The sequence below is a fragment of the Lentzea sp. NPDC054927 genome, assembly GCF_053610285.1.
The window spans coordinates 53,002-78,697 of the sequence record NZ_JBSGXZ010000007.1 but is presented as its reverse complement, the minus strand read 5'-3'; the positions used below and the strand labels follow the sequence as shown (position 1 = coordinate 78,697).

Genomic DNA, 25,696 nt, shown 5'->3' with positions numbered 1-25,696 from the left:
CGGGGTGGGCGGAATCAGCTCACGGGTTCGATCAACTGCGACCGGGCTTCCGGTGCGGAGGCACGAACAGCGTCCGCCGCCTGGTCGTCCGGTTTGGTCTGGGACGCCCGCTCGGCCTCGACGCGGGCGTTGTAGACCTCGATCTCGCGCTTGATCGCGTCCTCGTCCCAGCCGAGCACCGGGGCGACGAGCCGGGCCACCGCCTCCGCCGAGTCGACGCCGCGGTGGGCGTACTCGATGGAGATGCGCAGGCGCCGCGTCAGCACGTCCTCCAGGTGCATCGCGCCCTCGTGCGAGGCCGCGTACACCGCCTCGACCTGCAGGTAGTCGGGGGAGGCCGGGATCGGTTTGAGCAGCTCGGGGTTGTCCGAGGCCAGCGCCAGCAGTTCGTGCACCAGTGAGCCGTAGCGGTCGAGCAGGTGCCGGACGCGGTACGGGTGCAGGCCGTGCTTGGCGGCCAGCTGGTCGGCCTGGTTGATCAACGCGTGGTAGCCGTCGGCGCCGACCAGCGGCACCTTGTCCGTGATGGACGGCTGGATCCTGCCCGGCAGGTCCACGTGCGCCGCGTCGATCGCGTCCGCGCCCATCACCCGGTACGTCGTGTACTTGCCGCCCGCGATCGCGACCAGGCCGGGAGCGACCCGTGCCACCGCGTGTTCGCGCGAAAGCTTGGACGTCGAATCGGATTCGCCCGCCAGCAACGGACGCAGGCCCGCGTAGACGCCCTCGATGTCGTCGTGCGTCAACGGAGTCGCGAGCACGGAGTTGACGTGCTCGAGGATGTAGTCGATGTCGTGCTTGGTCGCCGCGGGATGCGCCAGGTCGAGGTTCCAGTCGGTGTCCGTGGTGCCGACGATCCAGTGGTTGCGCCACGGGATCACGAACAGCACGGACTTCTCGGTGCGCAGGATCATGCCCGCCTCGGCCACGATCCGGTCGCGCGGCACCACGATGTGGACGCCCTTCGACGCCCGCACCCGGAACCGCCCACGCGAACCGGACAGCCGCTGCAGCTCGTCCGTCCACACGCCCGTCGCGTTGATCACCGCGTGCGCCCGCACGTCGGTCTCGCGCCCGTCCTCGACGTCCCGCACGCGCACACCGGACACCCGGTCCGCCTCGCGCAGGAACCCGACCACCTGGGTCGACGTGCGCACGACGGCGCCGTAGTGCGCGGCGGTGCGGCCGACCATCATCGTGTGCCGCGCGTCGTCGGCTTGGGCGTCGTAGTAACGGATTCCGCCGATCAACGCATCGCGCTTCAGCGCAGGGACCAGCCGGAGTGCACCCGCTCGGGTGAGATGTTTCTGCCCCGGCACAGACCGGGCGCCGCCCATCGTGTCGTAGAGGAACAGCCCGGCCGCCGAATACGGGCGCTCCCACAGGCGGTTGCTCAACGGGTAGAGGAACGCGACCGGCTTCACCAGGTGAGGCGCGATCCGCGTCAGCATCAGCTCGCGCTCGCGCAGTGCCTCGCGGACCAGACCGAACTCCAGCTGCTCCAGGTAGCGCAGACCGCCGTGGAAGAGCTTGGAGGACCGGCTGGACGTGCCGGACGCCAGGTCACGGGCCTCGACGAGCGCAACCCGCAACCCGCGCGTCGCCGCGTCGAGCGCCGCGCCGACACCGACCACACCACCGCCGATCACGACGACGTCGAACGTCTCCGCTTCCAACCGCCGCCACGACTCCTCACGCTCGGCCGGGCCGAGCCTGCCGGTGATCGGCGGGGCGGTGTGGACTTGCGGTGCTGCACCTGCGTTTTTGCGCGTGGCCACGGCAGACGCCTCCCTGTGACGACTCGCGGATCACGTTACCTTCAGCGGCCTCCGCTCGCCCACGGGCGAGCGGTCCAGAACCTTATGGCCTGAAAACGGCCCGACCGCAGGTACTTGGCGTAGACAACTGATCAGCACGGTAATAGCGTCCGAGCACGTTGCAGGCGGGCGGCGCGGCCCTGACCTCGGGTTTGCGCGTCCTCCTTGGCCGCAAACGAAGGAGGTCGACGATGAGTGCAGGCTCGATCTTCGTCTGGGAGATGCTGGGGACGGCGATCCTCATTCTCCTGGGCACCGGTGTTGTCGCGAACCAGGTGCTCAAAGACACTCTCGGCAACAGCACGGGGTTCCTGTTCGTCAACGTCGGCTGGGCGTTCGCCGTCTTCACCGGCGCGAGCATCGCCAACCCCAGCGGCGCTCACCTCAACCCCGCCGTCACGCTGGGACTCGCGATCGCCGACAAGACACCGTGGGGCGACGTTCCGTTCTACGTCCTCGGTCAGATGGTCGGCGCGATCATCGGCGCGATGCTTTGCTGGGCGACGTACAAGAAGCAGTTCGACACGCACGACGAGCCGCAGAACACGCTCGGGATCTTCTCCACCGGGCCGACGGTTCCGGACCGGGTGTGGAACCTCGTGTCCGAGATCATCGGCACGTTCGTGCTGGTCGCGTGGATCTTGCTGTCGCCTGCCGCGAAGATGGGTGACGGTGGCGTGCCGCAGTTCGGCAACTCCGCGCTGGGGTACGCGGGTGTCGCGTTCGTCGTCCTGGTGATCGGTACCTCGCTCGGTGGCCCCACCGGCTACGCCATCAACCCGGCGCGTGACCTCGGTCCGCGCATCGCCTACGCGTTCATGATGCCGATCCACAACAAGGGCAACGCCAACTGGGGTTACTCCTGGGTGCCCGTGGTCGGTCCGCTGGTGGGTGCCGCACTCGCCGCGTTGCTCTTCCTGGTTCTCCCGGTCTGAAAGGACTTTCCGCAATGACCCAGTACGTGGCCGCGATCGACCAGGGCACCACGTCGACCCGGTGCATGATCTTCGACCACTCCGGCCGGGTGGTCTCGGTCGACCAGAAGGAACACGAGCAGATCTTCCCCAAGGCCGGATGGGTCGAGCACAACCCGTTGGAGGTTTGGCAGAACACCCGCCAGGTCGCCGCCGGGGCGCTCGCGAAGGCCGATCTGTCCACTTCGGACATCGCTGCCGTCGGCATCACCAACCAGCGCGAGACCGCGGTGGTGTGGGACAAGAACACCGGCGAGCCCGTCTACAACGCCATCGTGTGGCAGGACACCCGCACCGACAAGATCGTGCAGGAGCTGGGTGCGCTCGGCGGCGGGCAGGAGCGCTACCGGGCCAAGGTCGGCCTGCCGCTCGCGACCTACTTCTCCGGGCCCAAGGTCCGCTGGATCCTCGACAACGTCGAAGGCGCGCGGGAGAAGGCCGAGGCCGGTGACCTGCTGTTCGGCAACATGGACACGTGGGTGCTGTGGAACATGACGGGCGGCACCGACGGCGGAGTGCACGTCACCGACCCGACGAACGCGTCGCGCACCATGCTGATGGACCTCGACACGCTGCAGTGGGACTCCGGCATCGCTGCGGACATGGGCATTCCGATGTCGATGCTGCCGGAGATCCGGTCCTCGTCCGAGGTCTACGGCCAGGTGCGCGAGCGCGGCGCGCTGGCGGGGGTGGCGATCGCCGGCATCCTCGGCGACCAGCAGGCGGCGACGTTCGGCCAGGCCTGCCTCTCGCCAGGTGAAGCCAAGAACACCTACGGCACCGGCAACTTCATGCTGCTCAACACCGGTACCGAGAAGGTGATGAGCGAGAACGGTCTGCTCACCACCGTCTGCTACAAGATCGGTGACGCCGCGCCCGTCTACGCGCTGGAAGGCTCGATCGCGGTCACCGGTTCGCTGGTGCAGTGGCTGCGCGACAACCTCGGCATGATCGGGACCGCGGCCGAGATCGAGGAGCACGCGCGGTCCGTGGAGGACAACGGTGGCGCGTACTTCGTGCCCGCGTTCTCCGGCCTGTTCGCGCCGTACTGGCGTTCCGACGCCCGTGGCGCGATCGTCGGCCTGACCCGGTTCGTCAACAAGGGCCACCTCGCGCGGGCCGTGCTGGAGGCAACGGCCTTCCAGACGCGGGAGGTGCTCGACGCGATGAACGCGGACTCTGGCGTCGACCTGACGGCGTTGAAGGTCGACGGCGGCATGGTCGTGAACGAGCTGCTGATGCAGTTCCAGGCGGACATCCTCGGCGTGCCGGTGATCAGGCCGGTCGTCGCGGAGACCACCGCGCTGGGCGCTGCCTACGCGGCGGGTCTCGCGGTCGGGTTCTGGAAGACCGAGGACGAGATCCGCGAGAACTGGGCTCAGGACAAGCAGTGGGAGCCGCAGATGGACGACGCTCGCCGCACGTCCGAGTACGCGAACTGGAAGAAGGCCGTCACGAAGACGTTCGACTGGGTCGAGGATTGAGTTCGCTGAGCTGGTGAGTTGCTGAGCCGCTGAGTTACTGGGCGGGGGCTGCGTGCACGATCACGTTGTCGCGGGTGCCGCACGTGATCAGCCGCAGCCCCTGCTCGTCCGCGTCCTTCGCCACAGCTTCGGCGAAGTAGTCGTCGCGGATGATCCTCTCGGTGCGCGTCACGGTGAAGCGGGCGACCGAACCGTCCTTCTTGGACACTTCGAGCAGGTCGCCGTTCTGCAGGTCGTTCAGCCGGAAGAACACGCCCCTGGCCTTGTTGCTCTCAATTCGCCCGACGACGATCCACTGCTGCGGATGCGTTTGGTGCCAACCGGCCTGCATGCCCTCGTTGGCGGGCGGCATCTGGACGACGCCCTGCGGGTCGAGGCCGAGCTGGACCAGCGACGACCGGACGCCAATGCGTTCGATCCGCAGCTCCATCGGGTCTGACTTGCCGAGCGGTGACACCACCGGCGGCGGAGCGCTGTCGCTCGTCGCCGCCGATGGCTTCGGTGCCGGCGCCTGCGAGCAGGCGGTGGCCAGCGCCACACACAGCACCGCGATCAAGACACGAGTCCCCACGGATCCATTGACGCACATCCGGTGGGTTAGTTGCTCGTCCAATCAAGAAGGCGCCGAAATGTGATCAGCGCGATCATGCGGTGCCACCGCCACCGGTCTGCGGGGCGCCCTTCGGCTTCACGATCGGAGCCTTCGGCTTGGGCTTCTCCGTGACGGTGGTGGACGGCTGCGTCGGTGCGGGCGACTTCGGCAGGACCGTGAGCTGGCGGAACGTGTGGGTGCCGAAGCAGAGCATCGCCACCTGGTACGTCCCCGGCGTGTCGACGGCCTTCGCCGTGCCGCTCCACGTGCCGTCCGCCTGCTGCTTCAGCTCGATGCGGGACACGAAGCCCGGAGAGTTCGCCGCGTCGCCGCAGCCCGACTTCGCGGTCTTCATGACGGTGACGTCACCGCCCGCCTCGACCTGGTCCTTGTCCAGGAAGAAGGTGAGCTCGTCCGTCTGCACGACCTTGAACGGCCGGACGACCTTCTCCCCGCCGCAGGTCATCTCGGCGGTGTAGCTGCCGGGAACCCAGCTGGCCTGGGCGGTGGCGCGCATGATGTTCGGCGGGTCGAGCTTGAACTCGGTCGAGGTTCCGTTGATGAAGGCGTTCGAGGTCGTCTTGCCCTCGCACTTGTCGGCCGCGTCGTAGGCGATCTTGATGGTCTCGGCCATCCCGTACACCGCCTTGTCGAGCTCGAAGCCCGCGTTCGTCTCGGCGCTCGCGAACGGTGCGAACGCGAGGGTGGCGGCGATCGCGGCCAGTCCGGAGATGGTTCTGGTGTTCTTCATTTCTGTTTCCCCCAGGGATTTTCTGATGTGAACGAGAGTGAGTGGACGATCAGGCGGTGCCGCCACCGCCGGTCTGCGGGGCGCCCTTCGGCTTGACGATCGGAGCCTTGGCCTTGGGCTTCTCCGTGGTGGAGGTAGGCGGCTGCGTCGTCGGCGTCTTGGGAACGATCGTGAAGTCCTTGAACCTGTGGGCGCCGGAGCAGAGCATCGCCACCTGGTAGGTGCCAGGCGTGTCGATGGCCTTGGCCGTGCCGCTCCACGTGCCGTCCGCCTGCTTCTTCAGCTCGATGCGCGAGACGAAGCCGGGAGAGTTCGCGGCGTCGCCGCAGTCCGAGTCCTGCTTCTTCGTGACGGTGACCTCACCGCCCGCCTCGACCTGGCTCTTGTCGAGAGAGAAGGTGTCGCGCGGGGCGAGGACCTTGAACGCCCTGGTGACCTTTTCGCCCTTGCAGGTCATCTCGGCGGTGTAGGAGCCGGGAACGAAACTGGCGGAGGCCTCGGCGACCATCGTGTTCGGCCCGCCGACCAGGAAGTCGGACGAGTACAGGTTGATGAAGCCCTTCGAGGTCGCCTTGCCCTCGCACTTGGCGGTGACGTCGTAGGAGAGGGTGACGTTGTCGCCCGGCACGTACTCGGCCTTGTCGAGCGAGAAGCCGTCGAGCGACTGGGCGTTGGCGAACGGCGCGAACGCGAGTGCGGTGGCGACGGCGGACAGCCCGATGACAGCCTTGGTGACCTTCATTGTTCTTTCTCCCCAACGGTTTTTCTGGTGATTGCTCAGATGAGCGTGGCGTAGACGATGACGTTGTCCCGATAGCTGCGTGCTGCCTGGTCGTAACTGCCCCCGCAGGTGATCAGGCGCAGCTCGGGTACGTCGGTGTCGCCGTAGACGGCCTCCGTGGGGAAGCTGTCCTTGGCGATCTGTTCCTTCTTGTGCACGCGGAACTTCGCCGTGGTGCCGTCCTTTCTGGACACCACGATCTCGTCTCCCGCGACGAGTTCCTTGAGCCGGAAGAAGATTCCCGGCTGCTTGTTGCCGTCGACATGACCGAGGACGACGGCCGGTCCCGCTTCGCCCGGCGTTCTCGCGTTCCGGTACCAGCCGGCCTGCATCGGCTGTTCGACCGGCGGTACCTCGACGGTCTCGTCGGCGTTGAGTCCCAGTGGCACCAACGACGACACCGCGTCGATCTTCGGGATGCGGATCTCGGTCGGTTCCGACGGCGGCAGCCCGCGAGTGTCCGGAGTGGACGGTGTCGAAGTCGTTGGTGCGGGCGGAAGTTCGGATGCTTGAGGGGAAGCGCAACCGGTCAGTACCAGGACCGACAGCAGCGCTCCGGCGAGGAGGCGCTTCATTGTGCCGCACCGGCGGTGAAGGTGCGGGTGACGTTCTTGCCCTCGCAGGTCGTGCTGGCGGCGTAGGAACCGGGCGTGCCGATCACCTCGCCGAAACCGATCCACGATCCGTCGGCGTTCTGGTGGGTGAACTCGATCGGTGCGACGAAACCCTTCGACACCACCGGATCGGTGCACTTCGATAGGCCCGACCTGAGGACCACGACCATGCCGCCGGGTGTGGTGGTCCTTTGTGGAATGACGAACAGATCGGCGCCGGCGAACTCGGTTTCGGTCTGCGCGCTCGACGACTGTGCAAAAGCGAACGCAACCCCCAGAGCGACCACAGCCGCGAAAATGCGCTTCATTTTGTTTCTCCCCCAGCTTGTACTTGCACACCGAAGACGCCCTTGCGGGCGCCTCGGTTGCCAGGGGAGTGCGGTGTTACCTAGTCGAGATCGTCGTGCCGCATGAGCTGGCGGCCGGCCTCGGTGATGGAGCCCGAGAGCGACGGGTAGACCGAGAACGTCGTGGCGAGGTGCTCGACGGTCAGCTGGTTCTGCACGGCCAGCGCGATCGGCAGGATGAGCTCGCTCGCGTTCGGCGCCACGACCACGCCGCCGATGACGACACCGGTGGCAGGGCGGCAGAACAGCTTCACGAAGCCGCGGCGCAGACCTTCCATCTTGGAGCGGGGGTTCGTGGCGAGCGGCAGCATGATCGTGCGCGCGGGCACCTCACCCGAGTCGATCGCCTGCTGGCTGATGCCGACGCTGGCGATCTCGGGGTTGGTGAAGACGTTCGCGGCGACGGTCTTGAGCTTGATGGGGCTGACGCCCTCGCCCAGCGCGTGCCACATCGCGATGCGGCCCTGCATGGCGGCCACGGACGCGAGCAGCAGCACACCGGTGCAGTCGCCGGCCGCGTAGACGCCGCTGACGTTGGTCCGGCTGACCCGGTCGACCGGGATGTACCCGCCGCGGCCGAGCTCGATGCCGATCTTCTCGAGACCGATGTCGGTCGAGTTCGGCACGGAGCCGACGGTCATCAGGGCGTGCGATGCCTCGATCGTGCGACCGTCTTCCAGGTGGATCAGGACACCGTCGCCGGTGTTCTCGACCCGGTCCGCGCGGGCGTGCTTGACGACTGCCGTGCCGCGCTCGGCGAACACGTCCTCCAGCACCACGGCCGCGTCGGCGTCCTCGTGGGGGAGCACCCGGTCCCGGCTGGAGACCATCGTCACCTTCACACCCATCTCGGTGTAGGCGCTGGCGAACTCGACGCCGGTCACACCGGAGCCGATGACCGCGAGGTGCTCGGGCAGTTCCGGCAGGTCGTAGATCTGCCGCCAGGTGAGGATCCGCTTGCCGTCCGGCTCGGCGCCGTTGAGCACGCGCGGCGTGGCACCGGTTGCGATGAGCACCACATCGGCGCTGAGGATCTCTTCCTCACCGCTCGCGCTGATCGCGACGACCCGGTGCTGGGCGAGCCCGCGCGAGTCGTCCGCGAACTTCGCGCGCCCGTTGATCAGCCGCACGCCCTCGCGCTGCAGCCGCGCCCGCACGTCCGCGGACTGCGCCAGGGCGAGGCCCTTGACCCGTCCGTGAACGACCGGCAGGTCGACCGCGGCCTGGTCGTTGTTGGTCTGAATGCCCAGCTCACCGGCGTTGCGGAAGGCGCTGCGAGCGCCCGCCGAAGCGATGAAGGTCTTGGACGGCACGCAGTCGTACAACACGCACGCGCCACCGGCGCCGTCGTTCTCGACCACGGTCACGTCGGCGCCGTGTTGCGCCGCGACCAGGGCTGCCTCGTAACCTGCGGGGCCGCCGCCCATGATGACGATGCGGGTCACGATCAGTTCCCTTCTGCGCGCTTGCTGGCCGGCTCAACCGTACGTGTTGGCCGAATCGCCCGTGTCGTCAGTACCGAAAGCTGATCGTTGGGTCGCTACGCTGTCGGACGTGCCGCTCTATGCCGCGTACGGGTCGAACATGGATCCGAACCAGATGATGGAGCGAGCCCCGTACTCCCCGCTCGCGGGGACCGGTTGGCTCGTCGGTTGGCGTCTGACGTTCGGTGGCGAGGACCTCGGCTGGGAGGGCGCTCTCGCGACGATCGTCGAGGAGCCTGACCAGCAGACGTTCTGCGTCCTCTACGACGTCTCGCCTCGCGATGAGTCGCGCCTGGACCGCTGGGAGGGCGCGCTCGGCCTCTACAAGAAGATCAGGCTGCGCGTGCAGACCCTCGAGGGGTCCGTGGTGGCCTGGCTCTACGTGCTCGACGCCTACGAGGGCGGGCTGCCGTCCGCCCGCTACATCGGGGTGGTCGCCGACGCGGCGGAGGCTGCCGGGGCGCCGGACGACTACGTGAACGACCTGAGGACCCGCCCCTGCTCCGGCATCGGGCCCTGATCCTGGCTGGTCAGGTGGGGTGAGCGGCCCGGCAACGGGCCGCAGCCGACACGCGTCCGCCGGGCCCGGGGTTGGCCGCTGGGCTGTGCGGGTCGGCTCGCGTGCGCATGGTCACGTTCCACGGGGTGGTCGCATGCCGTGCGCATCTCACCTTGCACGGGTGGTTGCGCGGGCATTGACGAGGCGTGGGGTGCATCGCCGCTGCGCGACGATTACGGGCTCACCCAGCATGGCGATTCCGGCAGAGCACCCATCGCCGCATCCTCGTGTGCCGGCTCGCTTCGCATCGCCCGTTGACCGGGTGGCCGAGGTCTCGACACGCCAGCATCCGCATCGCGATGACGGGTGCGCCGCGCACCCGCAGCCCCGGCCCTTGACCCGCTACGAGCCCGCGGCCTCCGCCAGCAGCTCCACCAGGTGGTGGTGCAGCCGCCGGTAGTCGACCGGGGTGATCGTCGACCAGGGCGGTTGCCCGTCCGTGGCCCGGCGCATCTGCAGGTAGCGGCCCTTCGGGGTGTCGTAGAACGCCACGACGCGGTCCGGGCGCACCCGCTTGCCCCACTTGTCGCGGGCGGCCGCGCCGAACTGGCCTCGATTCGAGGCGTCGCGGACCATCTCGGCCAGCGTGTGGGCGTCCTGGGTGCGCACGCCGCGGCTCAGCAGCGCCGACTCCAGGTCCTCCGGCGAGGCCGCTGAGGCGGCTGCCGCGTCCAGGTCGGCCGAGGGCAGGGTGATCGAGTGGCCCTCGCCCGCGGCTGCCGTGGGCAGGGCGGTGAGGGCCTCGCGGGGCAGGCCGTCGGCTTCTGCCGGGCGCAGGACCAGCTGGCCGGTGTCCAGCACGGCCAGCACGCCTGCCTGGCCCTTGCCGGCGGCCAGGAGGCGGACGCTGCGTTCGCCGAGCCACATGCGGGCGTCGATTTCCTGCTGCGGCCGGTTCAGGACGTGCAGCAGGTCTTCGAGGGTCGGGTCCAGGGAACGCGGGCCGCCCAGGCCGCGGGCTCCCAGCTGGCGCCACACCTGGTCCTCGATGCCCCTGCGCTCCTCGCGGGTCTTGCCGGGCGAGGGGACCTTCAGGACGAGCGGCATCGTCTCCAGGCCCAGGTGTTCCCAGAGGACGTCGAACTCCAGCGTGGAGATGACCACCGGGTCGCGCGTGTCGCTCGTCCCGGCGTCCAAGCCGAACAGAGTCATCAGTCGGTCGTGCTCTCCCCGATTACCGGCATCGTGTAGCTGCCGACGCCGTAGATGTCGTCCCGTTCACGGAGGTAGTCGGCAGCCTTGTGCTCGAGGTCCTCTTCGTCCTCGCCCTTGCGGGGGCCCATGCCGCCGAACGGGTCGAACGACTGCGGCATCGGCACGACCCTGCGGTGCACCTGGTCGTTGTTGGACGCGCCGACCGTGCCCATCGGGCCCATGGCGGACCCGGAGGCGTTGGCGACACCGGCTGCGTGCCCGTGGTTCATGACCGAGCCCATCGCGGCCCCGGACGCGGCGGTCGCGCCCTCCTCCATCTGCTTCGGTTCCGAACCGGAGCCCGAACCAGAACGGCCGGAGCGCTGACCCGGCAGGGCGACACCCGCGGTGCCCGTGCCGCCCGTGCCGCCGGGACCGGACGTGCCGGCCGACGACACCGAGGTCGTCGTGCCCTTCGAGGAAGAAGTCGAGGCGGCGGGTGCCGACACGCCCGAGGTGCGCGTCGGAGAACCCGAGGTGGTCGTGCTGCGCGGCGGCGGGGTGGTGGTCCCGCGAGTGCCCGAACCGGTGCGGCCGGTGCGCGTGACGCCACCGGTCGAGCCGAGCGGGCCGCCGACCCAGCCCCCGGCCGTGCCGACCTGCGTACCGCCACCGTGCACCACGGAGGAACCGCTGATCTGCAGCTGCGGCGGCTGGCTGAACTGGCCCAGCGTCGAGGTGTTCGACGTCGTGGACGACGCGTAGGTGGACATGACCTCACGGGCGCGGCGCTCGGCGGCGTCCTGGGCCGCCTCCTGCTTCTCGTGGTCGGTCTGGCCTCCGAAGAGGTGCGTGAGGCCCGTGACCAGGGCACCCGGCTGCTCCGCGGTCACGTTGACCGGGGCCGGCATGTCCGCGCGGACCTTCGAGACGTAGCCCGCCTGCAGCTCGGCCGAGTAGCGCATCACGTCCGAGCCGGTGCGGGCGCTGTCGGCCCACGCGGCGATCGGGTTCAGGCCGGCCTGCGCGATCTCGGAGGCCTTGCCCGTCCACTTCGCGCCGGACGAGGCGATGCCGGAGTGCAGGTCGTCGTTGATCTCGGTCAGCGCGGCCGACACGCCCTGCCAGCGCTCCATCGACGCGAACGACGCGGAGGGGCCCGGACCTGCGTGGATGCGCTCGTAGAGTTCCTTGTGGCTGTAACCCTGCCAGCGGTGGTCTGCCATGGTCAGCACCCGCTCTTGTTCATCATGCCCGTGTTGTCACCCTCGACCACCTTGTACTGGCGCTCGATCTGGTTGAGGTTGTCCATCGCGGTCTTGAGCTGCTTCTGGTAGTTCAGCAGCGCCTGCAGCCCCGAGTCGCCGTCGCTGATCGACCGGTCGTTGAACTTCTCGGCGGCTTCCTGGCTGACCGGGTCGCCCGCCCACGGCCGCACGCGGAACTCCGTGATCGCCATCTCGATCTGCTTGTCGAGCTTGGTGAGCGCGGCGGAGAACGTGTTGCGCAACGCGGGAATCGCCTCTGGTTCCACACTGAGCTCGTGGCTGACGGGTGGCGAGGAGTCTGCCCCGCTGCGTCCCCCTGGCGGCATGGTGAAACCTCCGGCGGTTGTGCGTACAAGCGCTTCGTCACTCTAACCACCGAAGGTAACGCTGGGGAGTGCGATCAGTGACATCCGCCCGTGTGGGTCAGCGCTTCTGGAGCAAACTGGCCATCGCCGCCTCTGCCACCCGCTGGGCGCCGAGGCAAAGATGATCTTGTTGCACCGCAGTGGAATTCCCGCCGTCGCGGAACATGACGTCGAGGAACTGACCCTCGGCCACGTCGATCTCCACGTTGCAGACGTCGTGCACGTCGGGTGTGCGGACGGTAATCGCCGCGAACCCCTCGATCGAGCTCACGCTGTACTCCACCTGGGCGTTGTCGGAGAGCCACACGTCGGCCCCCGAGACCAGCACCAGCGCGAGGCGGGCGACGTTGCCGCTGGTCGTGCTGCGGATCGTGCACGCCTTGGCGCCGCCGAAGCTCGACTCCACGTACGCGCTGGGCGGGTTGTCCAGGCTCAACGACGTGAGCTGGTCGGGGCTGAGCACCGCGCACGGGTCGACGGCGTCGAGCGGCACGTCGCGCGGCCGTTGCGGGAAGTCCATCCGCGAGACGGACGTCGTAGGCGGCGGGGGCGGCGGTGGGGTGGTCAGCGAGCTCTGCTCAGGCGCGGCCGTGCATCCGGCCAGCGCCACCACGACGACGAGGAGCGCGGGGATCCGCATGGCCGGTCACCGTAGCTGCTCTGGGACGGGGTCTGCAGCCAGGCGAGACCACAACAACACGTCTTCTCGCTGACCATCGACGATCGCCTCCTCGCGAAGACGACCCTCCAGGGTGAACCCGCACTTCTCCGCGACCCGCTGCGCCGCCTGGTCCGACACGGCGTGCCGGTAGCTGATCCGGTGGATCTCCATCGCTCCGTACGCCCAGCTCAGCACGGAGTTCAGCGCGGCGGGCAGCACCCCTTTGCCGCGGTGCTTCGGCTGGGTCCAGCACATCACCTCGGCGAGCCCGAAGCCGAGATCGACGTCCCGGATGACGACACCAGCCAGCACCTCGGCCGTGGTCGCCTCGCACACCGCCCACGACCAGCGGGAGTCGTGCTTCCAGCCGTCGTCCAGGTACTGGATGAAGATCTCTGCGGCCGGAGCCCCGTCGATCCTCGCCCGCGGCAGGTAGCGACGGGTGTCCTCGTCCGCGAACGCCTCGACGATCGCCTGGACGTCGCTGATGCGGTCGTCGTGGCGGAAGGCGCGCAGGTAGTACTCGCCCGCGTTGATCTCGACTGGCTCCACGGCCGGAAGGCTAACTCTCGCTCGTGAACCCGTCGTGCTGTGCCGCCAGATCATCGAGCCCAGCCCGGTGCGCGGACGCCGGCGTGCCGTCCGGCGCGGTGGTGACTTCGATCACCCAGTCCACGTCCTCGGCGTCGTCCTCGCCCGCCAGCATGTCCCGGTGCACCGCGCACGGCCCCCAGCCGTCCGCCAGCAGCTCGGCCGCCAGCTGCTCGGCCTCGTCGCGGTCCGGAAGGATCAGCAACACCGTCGCCGGGATCAGCCCGCGCACCGCCAGCGCGGTCCTGAGCGCTGCCGTGTCCGGCACGTGCACGCCGTCCAGCCCCGCCTCAGCCGCAGCGGCCGCGTTCTCCGCCGAGTCGTCGCAGAACACCGCGGTCGAGTAACCGAGCTCGTCCAGCACCCGCCGGTAGATCGCGAGGTCGGGCTTCGCGACACCGAGCCGCGCCGAGTTGAAGATCGCGTCGAACTCGACGTCCAGGCCGAGCAGGGCCAGGTCCGCTTCCAGTCGCGTGGTCGCGTTGGACAGCAACGCCACGAAGCACTGTCGTCGCGCCGTCCGCACCAACGCCAACGCCTCGGTGATCACCTCACCCGTGACCGCCCACGCCTCGACCGCCGAGCGCGGCACCACCTTCGCGATCTCGTCGTGCCACTGCGCGTCGGTGATCTGCCCGGTGACGGCCCGGCGTAGGAGCGTCGGCTCGAAGGCGACTTTCGCGATCTCCGGTGGCGTCGGCGGGTACGCCCGCAGCACGCCGTCGAGATCGAGCAACAACAACGGTTTCAGCGTCGGCGTCCGTTCCACTGCCCCCACAGCAACGCCACGGCGGGGATGGCCAGGAAGATCAACGGATTCCGCAGCGCCACGAAGAACACGATCACCACGATCACCCCGACCGCGGGAATGACCATGCCCTCCCACGTGCGCGCGGGCGCCTTGGACGGCTCCGGGAACATCGCCATCGGCGCGGCGAACTGCGGCCGCGGATCCGGCAGGTCGAAGAACAACGCCATCAACTCACCGCGCGTCTTCGCGGTGGTGATCTTCGCGGACCGCGCGCCGTACTCCTCGAGATCGATGCGCCCGGCGCTCATGTGCTCGCCGAGCACCTGCAACGCCTGATGCCGCTCGGTGTCACCGATGCGGATGTCCCGTGAAGGGTCGCTCACCCTGCAATCGTAGGTGAGCGACCCGCCGGGTCAGTCCGTCAGCGCCCAGATCACAGCCAACAGCCTCGATCGGCCGTCACTGTCAGACCCCGCGAGTACGTTGGGTCGCGGGGGATCCACCAGCCAGGGGGACCTCTGCGTGAGCCTGCGCGCGCAGTCCTTCAGCTCAGTCCTTCAGCTCACAGATCACGGTGCCCTGCGTGATCGGGTCACCAGGAGCAGCGGCCAGCCCCGTCACGGTGCCCGCCTTGTGCGCCGTCACCGGGTTCTCCATCTTCATCGCCTCGAGCACCACGATCAGCTCGCCCGCCTCGACGGTCTGCCCGTCCTCGACGGCCACCTTCACGATCGTGCCCTGCATCGGCGCCGCCACCGCGTCACCCGAGACCGCGGCCGAGCTGCCACCCGCGCGCTTCGACTTGGCCTTCTTGGCGCCACCCGCAGCCGCCGGCCGCGAACCAACCGCGAGATCCCCAGGCAGCGACACCTCGAGCCGGCGCCCGCCGACCTCGACCACCACGGTCTGCCGCGGCGCCTCCTCGTCAGCCTCCGAGCCACCACCCGCGAACGGCGCGATCTGGTTGTCGAACTCGGTCTCGATCCACCGCGTGTGCACAGTGAATCCTTCGGGCTTCTCGGCGGTGAACGCCGCGTCCCGCACGATCACGCGGTGGAACGGCAGCACGGTCGCCATGCCCTCCACGACCATCTCGTCCAGCGCGCGGCGGGCGCGGGCCAGTGCCTCGTCGCGGTTCTCGCCGGTCACGATCAGCTTGGCCAGCAACGAGTCGAACTGCCCGCCGATCACCGAACCGCTCTCGACACCGGCGTCCACGCGCACGCCGGGACCGGACGGCGCCACGAAAGAAGTCACCGTGCCCGGCGCGGGCAGGAAGCCGCGGCCCGCGTCCTCGCCGTTGATGCGGAACTCGATGGAGTGCGCGCGCGGCGTGGGATCCTCGGTGAACCGCAGCTTCTCGCCGGCGGCGATGCGGAACTGCTCGCGCACCAGGTCGAGGCCCGTCGTCTCCTCCGACACCGGGTGTTCGACCTGCAGGCGCGTGTTGACCTCGAGGAACGAGATCGACCCGTCGAGGCCGACGAGGTACTCGACGGTGCCGGCGCCGTGGTAGCCGGCTTCCAGGCAGATCGCGCGAGCCGAGGAGTGGATCGTGGCGCGCTGTTCGTCGGTGAGGAACGGCGCGGGCGCCTCCTCGACCAGCTTCTGGTGCCGGCGCTGCAACGAGCAGTCGCGGGTGCCGACGACGATCACGTTGCCGTGGGTGTCGGCGAGGACCTGCGCCTCGACGTGGCGCGGCTTGTCCAGATAGCGCTCGACGAAGCACTCGCCGCGGCCGAACGCCGTGACGGCCTCGCGGACCGCGGAGTCGAACAGTTCGGGAATCTCTTCCATCGTGCGCGCGACCTTCAGGCCACGGCCGCCACCGCCGAACGCCGCCTTGATCGCGACCGGCAGGCCGTGCTCCGAGGCGAACGCGATGATCTCGTCCGGTCCGTTGACCGGGTCCTTCGTGCCGGGCACCAGCGGTGCGCCCGCACGCATCGCGATGTGCCGCGCGGTCACCTTGTCGCCGAGGTCGCGAATGGCCTGGGGGGTCGGGCCGATCCAGATCAGGCCCGCGTCGATCACGGCCTGCGCGAACTCCGCGTTCTCGGAGAGGAAGCCGTAACCGGGGTGCACGGAGTCGGCACCGGACTGCGCGGCGGCGGCCAGCACCTTCTCGAACGACAGGTAGCTCTCGCCGGGCGTGTTGCCGCCGAGCGCGAACGCCTCGTCGGCGAGCCGGACGAACGGCGCGTCCCGGTCGGGATCGGCGTAGACGGCGACGCTCGTCAGACCGGCGTCACGGCAGGCGCGGATGACCCGGACGGCGATCTCACCGCGGTTCGCGATGAGGACCTTGCGCAGCGACACGGCGTCGTACCTCCTGCTGGACCGGTAATTACGGCTCTGGCTGGTGCCGCAGTCTACGGAAATCAGTGAACTCCGAGAGGGAGAGACGGCTCACTTCACATCCATCCTGGGCCCATCGGCCACAATCTGCGATGTGGGTGGAACCAGGTCCGTGCAGGTGATCGCCGTCGTAGCCGCCGTGGTCGTCGTCGCGGGGGTGGTGTTCGCCTATTTCCAGCGTCCGAACAACACCGATTCAGGTCAATCCGGCACCGACGGAGGAATGCGCTGCGGTACGACCGTTTGCCAGGTCATCATCGGCAAGTCGGTCGGCAAGGACCTGGTGGAACTGCTCGGCGGCACCGGCGGCGGGCGGATCAGGGTGACCGGCGCGTCCGGACCGTTCATCTTCGAGATGACCATCGCCGAGTCCGGCGCGGTGGTCGACGACAAGTCCCTGCGCTGTGTGGAGGCGGAGGTCAGCGTGTGCCTGGTGCACGGGGTGCAGGGCGGCAAGGCCCTCGGCGAGGTGCTGGTGCGCAAGGACGGAACGTGGTCGCGCGTGCAGACCGCCTACCAGTCCAGCGCTGGATATCTCGGGCTGCACGACGTCAACGAGGACGGCACGGCGGACGTCGTCGCCGCCCAGTTCGCCTGCGACGGCCAGTGCAGGGACACGTTCGTGCAGGTGTTCTCCGTGCTGGGACCGAACCTCGGCTGTACGACGGCGGCACCGGCGCGGGAGCAGCTCGCTGGCTGGCCTGCACCGGTGCCGAAGATGTCGCAGCTCCGTCCCTGCGCGGACAGTTAGGCGTTGACGAGGTCCTTCTCGGCCGGGGCGGCGGGCTCCTCGATCAGGTTCTCGCTGCGCGCCACCAGCACCGGCACGGTGATCTGCCCTGCCACGTTGGTCGCGGTGCGGATCATGTCGAGGATCGGGTCGATCGCGTAGACCACGGCCACACCGGTCGCGATCACCTGCGGCGGCAGGCCGACGACGCTCAACGTCAGCGTGAGCATCGTGTACCAGCCGGTCGTTCCGGCGGTGGCCAAAGCGCCGAACACCGCGACCAGCACGATGCCGACGTACTGCCACACCGAGAGCTGGATGCCGAACAGGTTCGCGATGAAGATCGTCGCGACGGCCGGGTAGACCGCGGCGCAACCGTCCATCTTGGTCGTGGTGCCCAGCGGCACGGCGAAGTTCGCGTACTCGTTCGGGACGCCGAGGTCCGTGGCCGCCTTGCGGGACAACGGAAGCGTGGCGCCGGAGGACCGCGACACGAACGCGAACTGGATCGCCGTGCCCGCCTTGCGGAAGAACTCGACCGGCGAGGTCTTGCCGACGAACTTCAGCAGGATCGGGTAGACGACGAACAGCACCAGCAGCGTGCCGATGTACACGGCCAGGATCAACGAGAACAGCGGCTTCACGAACGAGTTGCCGTACGAGGCGACCGCGTTGCCGATGAGACCGAAGATGCCGATCGGTGCCAGCAGGATGATCCAGCCGACGACCTTCTGGACGATCTCGAAGAACGACTTCACCAGGTTCGTGAACGGCGCGGCCTTCTCACCGAGCGCGTAGGCGGCGAAGCCGACCAGCACCGCGATGAACACGACCTGCAGCACGTCGCCCTCGGTGAACGAGCTGAAGATGTTGGTGGGCACCAGGTTGTCGAGCAACGCCTGCCACGAGCCGGACGCGCGCTTGGCCAGCTTGTCGACCGCGCCGGCGGCGGGTTCGATCTGCAGGCCCGCGCCGGGCTTGATGATCGAGGCGACCGCGATGCCGATCAGCACCGCGATGAACGACGTGATGGCGAACCACAGGAACGTCTTGCCGCCGAGCCGCGCGGCGGTGCGGCCGCCGCCGAGGTTCCGCAGCGACGCGATGCCGACGACGATCGCGGTGAACACCAGCGGGATCACGGTCAGCTGCAGCAGCGCCGTGAAGGTGGAACCGATCTTGGCGAGCACGGGCGCGAGCCACGTGCCCTTGCCGAGCCAGCCGGCCAGCGCGCCGAGAACGAGCGCGGCGAGCACTGTCAGGCCGAAGACTTTGGGCTTGCGGTAGGTCTGAACGAGCGACACTGGAACATCTCCTGTGCAGGGATGAGCGAAAGGGGGCCGGGAGCGGTTAGCTCCGACAGCCCGTGCTCGTCCTGCGTGCCAGGTCGATGTGCCTGCGACGCGTCAAGTACTCGTTCACCGCTAGCCCCCAACGCCGGCGTTGAGGGCAGTCTTCCCTGATCGGGTGAACTGTGACCAGGACTACCAGAGTGTGGACACGGAAACACCCACCTGGCTGAGCAGCCTTCGGGTGAGCGGCAGGCTGATGCCGATGACGGACGTGTGGCAGCCGTCGATGCTGTCGATGAACCAGCCGCCGCGCCCGTCGATCGTGAAGCCGCCCGCGACGTGCAACGGCTCGCCGGTCGCGATGTACGCCTCCAGCTCCTCGTCCGACGGCGTGCCGAACCGCACGGTCGTCGACTCGGCGGCCGAGGCGCGGTCGACCACCACGCCTCCGGAGACCTTCAGCACGGTGTGGCCGGTGATCAGCACGCCGCTCTTGCCCGAGACCCGGCGCCACCGTTCGCGTGCCACTTCGGCCGTGCCGGGCTTGCCCACGAGCTCGCCCTCGAACAGCAGCATCGAGTCGCAGCCGACCACGACGCACTCGTCGTCGAGCTCGATCGCCTCCGCCTTCGCCGCGGACAGCGCGACGACGGTGTCCTCCGGCGTCGGGTTGTCGAGCGACTCCACGAGCGCGTCCTCGTCGACACCGGAGACCCGGACCACGGGCTCGATGCCCGCGGACCGCAGGACGCTAAGACGGGCGGGTGACTGGGAGGCCAGGATCAGTCGCACGCGCGGAGTCTTTCACGGGGTCGGGAACTCCCTGCCGAAAGGCGAACGCGACGACGAGCCCGACCGCGAGCGCGGCCAGCAGCAGGTAGAACGCCGCCCGCACGGCGCTGGTGAAGTCACCTGTCGCCGACAGCACGATCTGCAGCACGGCACCGGTCGCCGCGCTGCCCAGCACGTTCCCGAACTGCCGCGAGGTGTTGTAGATCCCGGATCCGGCGCCCAGCAGCGACCGGTCGAGCGTCCGCGTGGAGATGTTCGTCAGCGGCGAGTACACCAGTCCCATGCCGGTGCCGGCGGCGATCATCGACGGCAGCAGCACCCACTGCGACCCGTCGGTCAGCAGGAACGTCATCGCGCCGATGGCCAGCGCGAGCAGCACGAACCCGGTGATCGGCAGGTACTTGGCGCCTGCCCGGTTCGACAGCCGCCCCGCGAAGATCGCGACCACCCCGGACATCAGCGACGCCGGTGCCGTGACCAGGCCCGCCATCAGCGGCGACAGCTTCGGCACGGTCTGCAGGAACAGCGTCAGCGGCACGAACAGGCCGGTCACGGTGATCCCGATCATGATGTTCGCGACGTTGCCGAGCGAGAAGTTGCGGTTGCGGAAGATCCGCAGCGGCAGCAGCGGTTCGGGGTTGCGCGCCGACGCCTGCCACAGCACGAACGCCGCGAGCAGGAGCACGCCGGCCGCGATGATCTCGGTGATCGTGAGCGGTCCCGCGACCTGGCCCCAGCCGTAGTGCTCGCCGTTCTGGATGCCGAACACCAGCAGCCCGAGCCCCAGGCAGCACAGCACGACACCGAGCACGTCGAACCTCGGCGCGCGGCCGGGCTGGTAGTCCGGCACCCACATGATCAGCAGCACCAGCGCGAGCACGCCGATCGGCAGGTTCACGAAGAAGATCCACTGCCAGCCCAGGTGCGTGACCAGCACCCCGCCGAGCAACGGGCCGGAGATCGTGGCGAGCCCGGCGACCGAGCCCCACATGCCGAGCGCGGCGCCTCGCTTGGCCGCCGGGAACAGGTGCGTGATGAACGCCATCGTCTGCGGTGTCATGGCCGCGGCGCCGAGCCCCTGGAAGACGCGGGCCGTGATGAGCGCTTCCGCGCTGGTGGCGAGACCGCAGGCCAGCGACGCCAGCACGAACAGCACGAGCCCGATGCCGTACAGCCGCTTCGGCCCGAACCGGTCGCCGAGCCGTCCGGTCAGCAGCAACGGCACGGCGAAGGCCAGCAGGTAGGCGCTGGCGACCCAGATGACGTCGTTCAGGGTCGCGTTCAGGCCCGTCATCATCGAGGGCATCGCGACGTTCACGATGGTCGTATCCAGCAGCGTCATGAAGAAGCCGATGCACAGCGCGTACACGGTCCGCCAGTTCTCGCGGTCCGTTCGAGTAGTACTACTGATGCGCGATCACCTCTTCCATCGGCACCCTCGACCAAGTGAAGCGCTGGGTGCTTGTCCTCACCGAACGCGGTTCCGATCGCGAAGGCAAGCGCAGACGGATCGCGGCCCTGCTCGTCGTGCTCGGCGGCCTCATTGGATCGTGGGCCGTTGGAAGCGTGCTCGCGAGCGACCCCATTGGCTATGGAGTCCCGGTGTGGCCGTTCGCCGACACGGCGGACCGCGCGGAGAACGCGCTGCTCAGCCAGGTCGTGTCCGCCGTGCGCGACAAACAGCCGGTCGACCAGGACAACGTGCGGGTGCTGAAGAAGACCGATGCGTACGGCAGCGAGTTCTGGACTTTGAAGCTCGAGGTCGACGGCGAGGTCCGCTGTCGCGAAGTCGCCGTCGGCCTGAACGTCACCAGTCGCCGGGTCGACTGCTCCTAGCCGGGGAAGCCGGACGCACGCCAGGCGCCCGGTCCGTGCTGCAACGGCCGCCGAACCCGGCGTGCCGGGTTCGCCCACTCCGAACGCTGCTTCGGCTTGTCCTCGATCGGCGCGGCTGAAGCGAGCCCGGCGATGACTGCCGTCAAAGCAGCCAGCTGGTAGTCGTCCGGCGTGCCCTTGACGACCTTGAGCAGCGGCTTTTCCTGGGCCTTCTCGTCCGGCGCGCTCACAGCGGGATGTTCCCGTGCTTCTTGGGCGGCAGCGTCTCCCGCTTGTCCCGCAGCATCGACAGCGCCCGCGCCACGTAACCGCGGGTGTACGACGGCGGGATCACCGAGTCGACGTACCCGCGCTCGGCGGCCTGGTACGGGTTGCACAGCGTGTCCTCGTACTCCTGCTGGAGCTGTGCGCGGAGGGCGTCGACGTCCTCGCCGTTGGCAGCGGCCGCCGCGAGAGTCTTGCGGTGCACGATGTTCGCGGCGCCCGAGGCGCCCATCACGGCGATCTGCGCGGTCGGCCACGCGAGGTTGATGTCCGCGCCGAGGTGCTTGGAGCCCATGACGTCGTACGCGCCGCCGTACGCCTTGCGCGTGATGACGGTGACCAGCGGGACGGTGGCCTCGGCGTAGGCGTAGATCAGCTTGGCGCCGCGGCGGATGATGCCGTTCCACTCCTGGTCGGTGCCGGGCAGGAAGCCGGGCACGTCGACGAACGTCAGCACCGGGATGTTGAACGCGTCGCAGGTGCGCACGAACCGCGCGGCCTTCTCGGAGGCGTCGATGTCGAGGCAGCCGGCGAACTGCGTGGGCTGGTTCGCGACGACACCGACGCTCTGGCCGTCCACGCGGCCGAAGCCGACCAGGATGTTCGGCGCGAAGAGCGGCTGGACTTCCAGGAAGTCACCGTCGTCGAGCACGCGGTTGATGACCTCGTGCATGTCGTACGGCTGGTTCGCGGAGTCCGGGATCAGCGTGTCGAGCTCGCGGTCCTCGTCCGTGATGGAGTCGGTGAGCGAACCCTCGGCCAGCGTGCCCTCGAACGCGGGCGTGTCCGAGAGGTTGTTCGACGGCAGGTACGACAGCAGTTCCTTGACGTACGCGATCGCGTCTTCCTCGTCGTTGCCGAGGTAGTGCGCGTTGCCGGACTTCGTGTTGTGCGTGCGACCGCCGCCCAGCTCCTCCATCGTCACGTCCTCGCCGGTGACCGTCTTGATGACGTCGGGGCCGGTGATGAACATGTGCGAGGTCTGGTCGACCATCACCACGAAGTCGGTGAGCGCGGGGGAGTAGACGTGCCCGCCGGCGTTGGAGCCCATGATCAGCGAGATCTGCGGGATCACGCCGGACGCGCGGACGTTGCGGGTGAAGATCTCGCCGTAGAGGCCGAGCGAGACGACACCCTCCTGGATGCGCGCGCCGCCGCCCTCGTTGATGCCGACGATCGGGCGGCCGGTCTTGATCGCCAGATCCATGATCTTGACGATCTTCTCGCCGTACACCTCGCCGAGCGAGCCGCCGAAGACCGTGACGTCCTGGGAGAACACGCACACCGGGCGGCCGTCGACGGTGCCGTAGCCCGTCACCACGCCGTCGCCGTACGGGCGGTTCTTCTCCTGGCCGAAGTTCGTGGAGCGGTGCCGGGCGAGTTCGTCCAGCTCGACGAACGATCCGGGATCGAGCAGGAGGTCGATGCGTTCGCGGGCTGTCTTCTTGCCCTTCGCGTGCTGCTTTTCGACCGCGCGTGCCGAGCCGGCGTGAACCGCCTCGTCGTTGCGCCGGTAGAGGTCAACGAGCTTGCCCGCGGTGGTGTGGACGTCCGGGACGCCTGAAGCGTCGGTGGGGACGTGCCCGATCGGCTCGGTCGCACTGCTCATGGGCCCGCAGCCTAACGAGAGCATTGCTGAACTGCCCCGTGCAGTTGTCCAGGTCACGGCAATCTGTTGGTCATCTCTGATCGCACGTACCCTCTCTCGTTCCAATAGCCTGGCGCGATGGACACCGCACTCGACGCCGAGGCGCTGCGCGCACGGCTGGTAGCACCCAACGGCCCGTACGCCGCTCTCGACGTCGTGGAGAGCACTCAGTCCACGAACGCGGATCTCGCCACGGCCGCTGCGGCCGGCGCGGCGGATCGCACCGTGCTGATCGCGCTGGAGCAGACCGCCGGGCAGGGCCGGCGCGGCCGCACCTGGTCGTCGCCGCAGGGCGGGCTCTACGTCAGCGTGCTGTTCCGGCCGACCGACGTGCCGCCGCGGCAGTTGCCGTGGCTCAACCTGATCGCCGGTCTCGCGTTGGTGCGCGTCGCCCAGTCGGTCGGCGTCGAGGCCTCGCTGAAGTGGCCGAACGACCTGCTGCTCGGCCCGAAGGCGGAGAAGGGCGCGGGCATTCTGTCCGAGATCACCGCCGGCGTCGCGCAGGCCGTCGTCGTCGGCATCGGACTGAACGTGGCGAAGCTGCCGGACGACGTGCAGCCCGCGCCGGGCGGCCTCGCGCCGACGTCGCTGGAGGACGTGGGCGCCGCCGAACTGGATCGTGGCGAGCTGGCGTTCCGGCTGCTCGTCGAACTGGCCCAGCTGGAAGGCGTGTGGCGCAAGAACGGCGGCGACGCGGTCGAGTCCGGCGTGCTGGAGGAGTACCAGGAGCACTCGGCAACGGTTGGTGTCCGCGTGCGTGTGGAACTGGCCGGCGGCGTGCAGCTAACGGGTGTGGCACAGCGCATCGAGCCCGACGGCACGCTGGTCGTGCGGGGCACCGATGGGGTGGACCACGGCGTGTCCGCAGGTGACGTGGTGCATTTGCGTCCGGCGTGATTAGGGTTGGCTCATGGCCTATCCCGACGACCTGCTGAGCTCAGGCGAGCACGTCGTGATCCACAAGCACCCCCACTGGAAGATGCTGATCTTCCCGGTGTTCTGGCTGCTGGTGGTGGTGGCGATCGGCACCTACCTGGCCGGTCTGGTCGTGGACCAGTCGTGGGCCACCATCGCGTGGGTGGCGCTGGCCGTGGTCGGCGTCGTGCTGATCATGTGGCTGACCATCACCCCGGTGGTGCGCTGGCGGACGACGCACTTCATCGTCACGTCGGACCGCGTGATGGCGCGCGAGGGCGTGTTCAAACGCACCGGCCTGGACATCCCGCTGTCACGTGTCAACAGCGTCCGGTTCGAGCACAGCCTGCTCGACCGGGTGCTGGGCTGCGGCACGCTGATCATCGAGTCGGCGTCGGACGAGCCGTTGGAGTTCGACGACATCCCGGCCGTGGAGCAGGTGCACTCCCTGTTGTACCGCGAGGTCAACGACAACCCCGATGACGACTTCCACCCGAGGACTGTTGATGGGCGCGCGTGAGGTTGGTCTGCCTGATGTTGTCGGCTCTGGATCGCTGCCCTCGCGGGTGACGATCTGGGAGGTCGGGGCTCGGGACGGGCTGCAGAACGAGTCGGTGGTGGTGCCGGTCTCGGTGAAGCTGGAGTTCCTGGCTCGCCTGGCTGATGCCGGACTGTCCGTTTTGGAGGCCACCTCGTTCGTGCATCCCAAGTGGGTGCCGCAACTGGCTGATGCTGCTGAGTTGCTGGCTGGGCTGGATCAGCGGCCTGGGGTGGTCTATCCGGTTCTGGTGCCCAACGAGCGCGGGCTGGACCGGGCGTTGGAGGCCGGGGTTTCGCACATCGCGATCTTCGCGTCGGCCACGGAGACGTTTGCTGCTCGGAACCTGAACCGGACGTTGGACTCGCAGTTCGAGATGTTCGAGCCGACGGTGTCGCGGGCGCTGGCTGCTGGGCTGAATGTGCGCGGGTACGTGTCGATGTGTTTCGGGGATCCCTGGGAGGGGGCGGTTTCCCGGGCGCAGGTGGTGGCTGTGGGGGAGCGGCTGCTGGAGATGGGCTGCTCGCAGGTGTCGCTCGGGGACACGATCGGTGTTGCCACGCCTGGGCAGGTGGAGTCCCTTTTGGAGGGGTTCCGGGATGTTTCCGCGTTGGCGGTGCACTTTCACGACACGTATGGGCAGGCGTTGGCCAACACGTTGGCGGCTTTGCGTTGCGGGGTCACGACTGTGGACTCTTCGGCTGGGGGGCTTGGGGGGTGCCCGTATGCGGAGTCGGCTACGGGGAACCTGGCTACTGAGGATCTTGTGTGGATGTTGGACGGGTTGGGGATCGAGACCGGGGTTGATCTGGATCGGCTGGTCGAGTGCTCGGTGTGGATGGCTGAGCAGTTGGGGCGGCCCAGTCCTTCTCGGGTGGTTCGGGCGTTGACCAAGTAGTCGCGGTGGTCCGGTTGGGTGCGTTGGTTCCGGTTTAGGGATTTCGGGGCTCCGCCCCGGACCCCGCCAATCTGATCAAGGACCTTGTCCTCCGCCGTGCGCGGGTTGATGGCACGCCTGTTGCGTTGGGCGGAGTTGCGTTGCGTAGGTGGTGCGGTTCGGGTGGGTGGTCCCGTCACAAGCCGTACCAGAGCGCGCCCCAAAAGACGAGAGTTTGGATAACAACACCAAACACGAATACGATGAAGCCCA

General features: G+C 68.5%; 28 protein-coding genes. 8 read left to right on the top strand and 20 right to left on the bottom strand.

Annotation, left to right across the window (positions count from 1 at the left end; all coding sequences use genetic code 11):
• Window positions 1-14: 14 nt before the first annotated feature.
• Window positions 15-1,724 (bottom strand): glycerol-3-phosphate dehydrogenase/oxidase, encoded by a 1,710-nt coding sequence (locus ACWGE0_RS13575; RefSeq protein WP_452261394.1) that lies wholly within the window; start codon window positions 1,722-1,724, stop codon window positions 15-17.
• 284 nt (window positions 1,725-2,008) lie between these two features.
• On the opposite strand from ACWGE0_RS13575, the gene ACWGE0_RS13570 reads away from it, so the two are divergent.
• Both ACWGE0_RS13570 and glpK read left to right on the top strand, forming a co-directional pair.
• Complete coding sequence (locus ACWGE0_RS13570; RefSeq protein WP_319967577.1) at window positions 2,009-2,752, top strand: MIP/aquaporin family protein; 744 nt, start codon at window positions 2,009-2,011, stop codon at window positions 2,750-2,752.
• A 14-nt stretch (window positions 2,753-2,766) separates the two neighbouring features.
• Window positions 2,767-4,275 carry a glycerol kinase GlpK gene (glpK, locus tag ACWGE0_RS13565; RefSeq protein WP_452261210.1) on the top strand — a complete coding sequence of 503 codons (1,509 nt, stop codon included), beginning with the start codon at window positions 2,767-2,769 and terminating at the stop codon, window positions 4,273-4,275.
• A gap of 34 nt (window positions 4,276-4,309) precedes the next feature.
• Here the strand turns inward: glpK and ACWGE0_RS13560 are convergent, their stop codons facing one another.
• The 6 genes from ACWGE0_RS13560 to ACWGE0_RS13535 form a co-directional block, all read right to left on the bottom strand.
• Window positions 4,310-4,846 carry a sortase domain-containing protein gene (locus tag ACWGE0_RS13560; protein ID WP_452261209.1) on the bottom strand — a complete coding sequence of 179 codons (537 nt, stop codon included), beginning with the start codon at window positions 4,844-4,846 and terminating at the stop codon, window positions 4,310-4,312.
• Between the two features lie 73 nt (window positions 4,847-4,919).
• Window positions 4,920-5,618, bottom strand: coding sequence for a hypothetical protein (locus ACWGE0_RS13555; RefSeq protein ID WP_452261208.1), 699 nt, complete (start codon window positions 5,616-5,618; stop codon window positions 4,920-4,922).
• Between the two features lie 49 nt (window positions 5,619-5,667).
• Complete coding sequence (locus tag ACWGE0_RS13550) at window positions 5,668-6,360, bottom strand: hypothetical protein (protein WP_452261207.1); 693 nt, start codon at window positions 6,358-6,360, stop codon at window positions 5,668-5,670.
• Window positions 6,361-6,395: 35 nt separating this feature from the next.
• On the bottom strand, window positions 6,396-6,974 hold the full coding sequence (locus ACWGE0_RS13545; protein WP_452261206.1) for a class F sortase: 579 nt from the start codon (window positions 6,972-6,974) through the stop codon (window positions 6,396-6,398).
• Window positions 6,971-7,321 (bottom strand): hypothetical protein, encoded by a 351-nt coding sequence (locus ACWGE0_RS13540; protein WP_452261205.1) that lies wholly within the window; start codon window positions 7,319-7,321, stop codon window positions 6,971-6,973. Before ACWGE0_RS13540 ends, ACWGE0_RS13545 begins: the two co-directional genes overlap by 4 nt.
• A gap of 80 nt (window positions 7,322-7,401) precedes the next feature.
• A complete protein-coding gene (locus tag ACWGE0_RS13535) occupies window positions 7,402-8,805 on the bottom strand; it encodes an NAD(P)H-quinone dehydrogenase (protein ID WP_452261204.1) in 1,404 nt (467 codons plus the stop codon).
• A gap of 109 nt (window positions 8,806-8,914) precedes the next feature.
• Here ACWGE0_RS13535 and ACWGE0_RS13530 point away from each other — a divergent pair, with 109 nt between their 5' ends.
• On the top strand, window positions 8,915-9,364 hold the full coding sequence (locus ACWGE0_RS13530) for a gamma-glutamylcyclotransferase family protein (protein ID WP_319967584.1): 450 nt from the start codon (window positions 8,915-8,917) through the stop codon (window positions 9,362-9,364).
• A gap of 381 nt (window positions 9,365-9,745) precedes the next feature.
• Here the strand turns inward: ACWGE0_RS13530 and ACWGE0_RS13525 are convergent, their stop codons facing one another.
• The 8 genes from ACWGE0_RS13525 to ACWGE0_RS13490 form a co-directional block, all read right to left on the bottom strand.
• Window positions 9,746-10,555 carry an ESX secretion-associated protein EspG gene (locus tag ACWGE0_RS13525; protein WP_452261203.1) on the bottom strand — a complete coding sequence of 270 codons (810 nt, stop codon included), beginning with the start codon at window positions 10,553-10,555 and terminating at the stop codon, window positions 9,746-9,748.
• On the bottom strand, window positions 10,555-11,763 hold the full coding sequence (locus ACWGE0_RS13520; protein WP_452261202.1) for a PPE domain-containing protein: 1,209 nt from the start codon (window positions 11,761-11,763) through the stop codon (window positions 10,555-10,557). Before ACWGE0_RS13520 ends, ACWGE0_RS13525 begins: the two co-directional genes overlap by 1 nt.
• A gap of 2 nt (window positions 11,764-11,765) precedes the next feature.
• Window positions 11,766-12,131: a transcriptional regulator gene (locus tag ACWGE0_RS13515; RefSeq protein ID WP_452261201.1), complete on the bottom strand. Its 366-nt coding sequence runs from the start codon at window positions 12,129-12,131 to the stop codon at window positions 11,766-11,768.
• A 97-nt stretch (window positions 12,132-12,228) separates the two neighbouring features.
• The gene (locus tag ACWGE0_RS13510) at window positions 12,229-12,810 is read right to left on the bottom strand and encodes a DUF3558 domain-containing protein (RefSeq protein WP_452261200.1); all 582 of its coding nucleotides are present in this window, start codon (window positions 12,808-12,810) and stop codon (window positions 12,229-12,231) included.
• Window positions 12,811-12,816: 6 nt separating this feature from the next.
• Window positions 12,817-13,383 (bottom strand): GNAT family N-acetyltransferase, encoded by a 567-nt coding sequence (locus tag ACWGE0_RS13505; RefSeq protein WP_452261199.1) that lies wholly within the window; start codon window positions 13,381-13,383, stop codon window positions 12,817-12,819.
• A 10-nt stretch (window positions 13,384-13,393) separates the two neighbouring features.
• Complete coding sequence (locus ACWGE0_RS13500) at window positions 13,394-14,191, bottom strand: HAD-IA family hydrolase (protein WP_452261198.1); 798 nt, start codon at window positions 14,189-14,191, stop codon at window positions 13,394-13,396.
• Complete coding sequence (locus tag ACWGE0_RS13495) at window positions 14,170-14,556, bottom strand: DUF1707 SHOCT-like domain-containing protein (protein WP_452261197.1); 387 nt, start codon at window positions 14,554-14,556, stop codon at window positions 14,170-14,172. The genes ACWGE0_RS13500 and ACWGE0_RS13495 overlap by 22 nt, the downstream gene beginning before the upstream one ends.
• 166 nt (window positions 14,557-14,722) lie before the next feature.
• Entirely contained in the window at window positions 14,723-16,492 is a 1,770-nt protein-coding gene (locus ACWGE0_RS13490) for an acetyl/propionyl/methylcrotonyl-CoA carboxylase subunit alpha (RefSeq protein WP_452261196.1), read from the bottom strand.
• Window positions 16,493-16,625: 133 nt separating this feature from the next.
• Here ACWGE0_RS13490 and ACWGE0_RS13485 point away from each other — a divergent pair, with 133 nt between their 5' ends.
• Complete coding sequence (locus tag ACWGE0_RS13485; RefSeq protein WP_452261195.1) at window positions 16,626-17,282, top strand: hypothetical protein; 657 nt, start codon at window positions 16,626-16,628, stop codon at window positions 17,280-17,282.
• On the opposite strand, the gene ACWGE0_RS13480 is transcribed toward ACWGE0_RS13485, so the two are convergent.
• From ACWGE0_RS13480 to ACWGE0_RS13470, 3 genes are all read right to left on the bottom strand, one after another.
• Window positions 17,279-18,565: a dicarboxylate/amino acid:cation symporter gene (locus ACWGE0_RS13480; protein ID WP_452261194.1), complete on the bottom strand. Its 1,287-nt coding sequence runs from the start codon at window positions 18,563-18,565 to the stop codon at window positions 17,279-17,281. The genes ACWGE0_RS13485 and ACWGE0_RS13480 overlap by 4 nt on opposite strands.
• 180 nt (window positions 18,566-18,745) lie before the next feature.
• Window positions 18,746-19,345 carry a Maf family protein gene (locus tag ACWGE0_RS13475; protein ID WP_452261193.1) on the bottom strand — a complete coding sequence of 200 codons (600 nt, stop codon included), beginning with the start codon at window positions 19,343-19,345 and terminating at the stop codon, window positions 18,746-18,748.
• Window positions 19,305-20,714: an MFS transporter gene (locus ACWGE0_RS13470; RefSeq protein WP_452261192.1), complete on the bottom strand. Its 1,410-nt coding sequence runs from the start codon at window positions 20,712-20,714 to the stop codon at window positions 19,305-19,307. The genes ACWGE0_RS13475 and ACWGE0_RS13470 overlap by 41 nt, the downstream gene beginning before the upstream one ends.
• Window positions 20,715-20,791: 77 nt before the next feature.
• Between ACWGE0_RS13470 and ACWGE0_RS13465 the strand changes: the two genes are divergently transcribed.
• Entirely contained in the window at window positions 20,792-21,181 is a 390-nt protein-coding gene (locus tag ACWGE0_RS13465; protein WP_452261191.1) for a hypothetical protein, read from the top strand.
• On the opposite strand, the gene ACWGE0_RS13460 is transcribed toward ACWGE0_RS13465, so the two are convergent.
• Together ACWGE0_RS13460 and ACWGE0_RS13455 are read right to left on the bottom strand one after the other, a co-directional pair.
• Window positions 21,178-21,411, bottom strand: a complete 234-nt coding sequence (locus tag ACWGE0_RS13460) for an acyl-CoA carboxylase subunit epsilon (RefSeq protein WP_452261190.1) — start codon at window positions 21,409-21,411, stop codon at window positions 21,178-21,180. The two genes, ACWGE0_RS13465 and ACWGE0_RS13460, sit on opposite strands and share 4 nt — an antisense overlap.
• Window positions 21,408-23,054 (bottom strand): acyl-CoA carboxylase subunit beta, encoded by a 1,647-nt coding sequence (locus ACWGE0_RS13455; protein ID WP_452261189.1) that lies wholly within the window; start codon window positions 23,052-23,054, stop codon window positions 21,408-21,410. The genes ACWGE0_RS13460 and ACWGE0_RS13455 overlap by 4 nt, the downstream gene beginning before the upstream one ends.
• Window positions 23,055-23,171: 117 nt before the next feature.
• Between ACWGE0_RS13455 and ACWGE0_RS13450 the strand changes: the two genes are divergently transcribed.
• The 3 genes from ACWGE0_RS13450 to ACWGE0_RS13440 are packed head-to-tail and all read left to right on the top strand — an operon-like array spanning window position 23,172 to window position 25,444.
• Window positions 23,172-23,990 carry a biotin--[acetyl-CoA-carboxylase] ligase gene (locus ACWGE0_RS13450; protein WP_452261188.1) on the top strand — a complete coding sequence of 273 codons (819 nt, stop codon included), beginning with the start codon at window positions 23,172-23,174 and terminating at the stop codon, window positions 23,988-23,990.
• A gap of 13 nt (window positions 23,991-24,003) precedes the next feature.
• Window positions 24,004-24,528: a PH domain-containing protein gene (locus ACWGE0_RS13445; RefSeq protein ID WP_452261187.1), complete on the top strand. Its 525-nt coding sequence runs from the start codon at window positions 24,004-24,006 to the stop codon at window positions 24,526-24,528.
• Complete coding sequence (locus tag ACWGE0_RS13440; RefSeq protein WP_452261186.1) at window positions 24,515-25,444, top strand: hydroxymethylglutaryl-CoA lyase; 930 nt, start codon at window positions 24,515-24,517, stop codon at window positions 25,442-25,444. The genes ACWGE0_RS13445 and ACWGE0_RS13440 overlap by 14 nt, the downstream gene beginning before the upstream one ends.
• Window positions 25,445-25,696: the final 252 nt, after the last annotated feature.

Excerpts from the sequence above, each read along its gene's own strand:
- ACWGE0_RS13570 (WP_319967577.1), top strand. The coding sequence starts at position 2,009 with ATGAGTGCAGGCTCGATCTTCGTCTGGGAGATGCTGGGGACGGCGATC.
- glpK (WP_452261210.1), top strand. The coding sequence starts at position 2,767 with ATGACCCAGTACGTGGCCGCGATCGACCAGGGCACCACGTCGACCCGG.
- ACWGE0_RS13555 (WP_452261208.1), bottom strand. The coding sequence starts at position 5,618 with ATGAAGAACACCAGAACCATCTCCGGACTGGCCGCGATCGCCGCCACC.
- ACWGE0_RS13550 (WP_452261207.1), bottom strand. The coding sequence starts at position 6,360 with ATGAAGGTCACCAAGGCTGTCATCGGGCTGTCCGCCGTCGCCACCGCA.
- ACWGE0_RS13545 (WP_452261206.1), bottom strand. The coding sequence starts at position 6,974 with ATGAAGCGCCTCCTCGCCGGAGCGCTGCTGTCGGTCCTGGTACTGACC.
- ACWGE0_RS13540 (WP_452261205.1), bottom strand. The coding sequence starts at position 7,321 with ATGAAGCGCATTTTCGCGGCTGTGGTCGCTCTGGGGGTTGCGTTCGCT.
- ACWGE0_RS13525 (WP_452261203.1), bottom strand. The coding sequence starts at position 10,555 with ATGACTCTGTTCGGCTTGGACGCCGGGACGAGCGACACGCGCGACCCG.
- ACWGE0_RS13520 (WP_452261202.1), bottom strand. The coding sequence starts at position 11,763 with ATGGCAGACCACCGCTGGCAGGGTTACAGCCACAAGGAACTCTACGAG.
- ACWGE0_RS13515 (WP_452261201.1), bottom strand. The coding sequence starts at position 12,131 with ATGCCGCCAGGGGGACGCAGCGGGGCAGACTCCTCGCCACCCGTCAGC.
- ACWGE0_RS13510 (WP_452261200.1), bottom strand. The coding sequence starts at position 12,810 with ATGCGGATCCCCGCGCTCCTCGTCGTCGTGGTGGCGCTGGCCGGATGC.
- ACWGE0_RS13455 (WP_452261189.1), bottom strand. The coding sequence starts at position 23,054 with ATGAGCAGTGCGACCGAGCCGATCGGGCACGTCCCCACCGACGCTTCA.
- ACWGE0_RS13450 (WP_452261188.1), top strand. The coding sequence starts at position 23,172 with ATGGACACCGCACTCGACGCCGAGGCGCTGCGCGCACGGCTGGTAGCA.
- ACWGE0_RS13445 (WP_452261187.1), top strand. The coding sequence starts at position 24,004 with ATGGCCTATCCCGACGACCTGCTGAGCTCAGGCGAGCACGTCGTGATC.
- ACWGE0_RS13440 (WP_452261186.1), top strand. The coding sequence starts at position 24,515 with ATGGGCGCGCGTGAGGTTGGTCTGCCTGATGTTGTCGGCTCTGGATCG.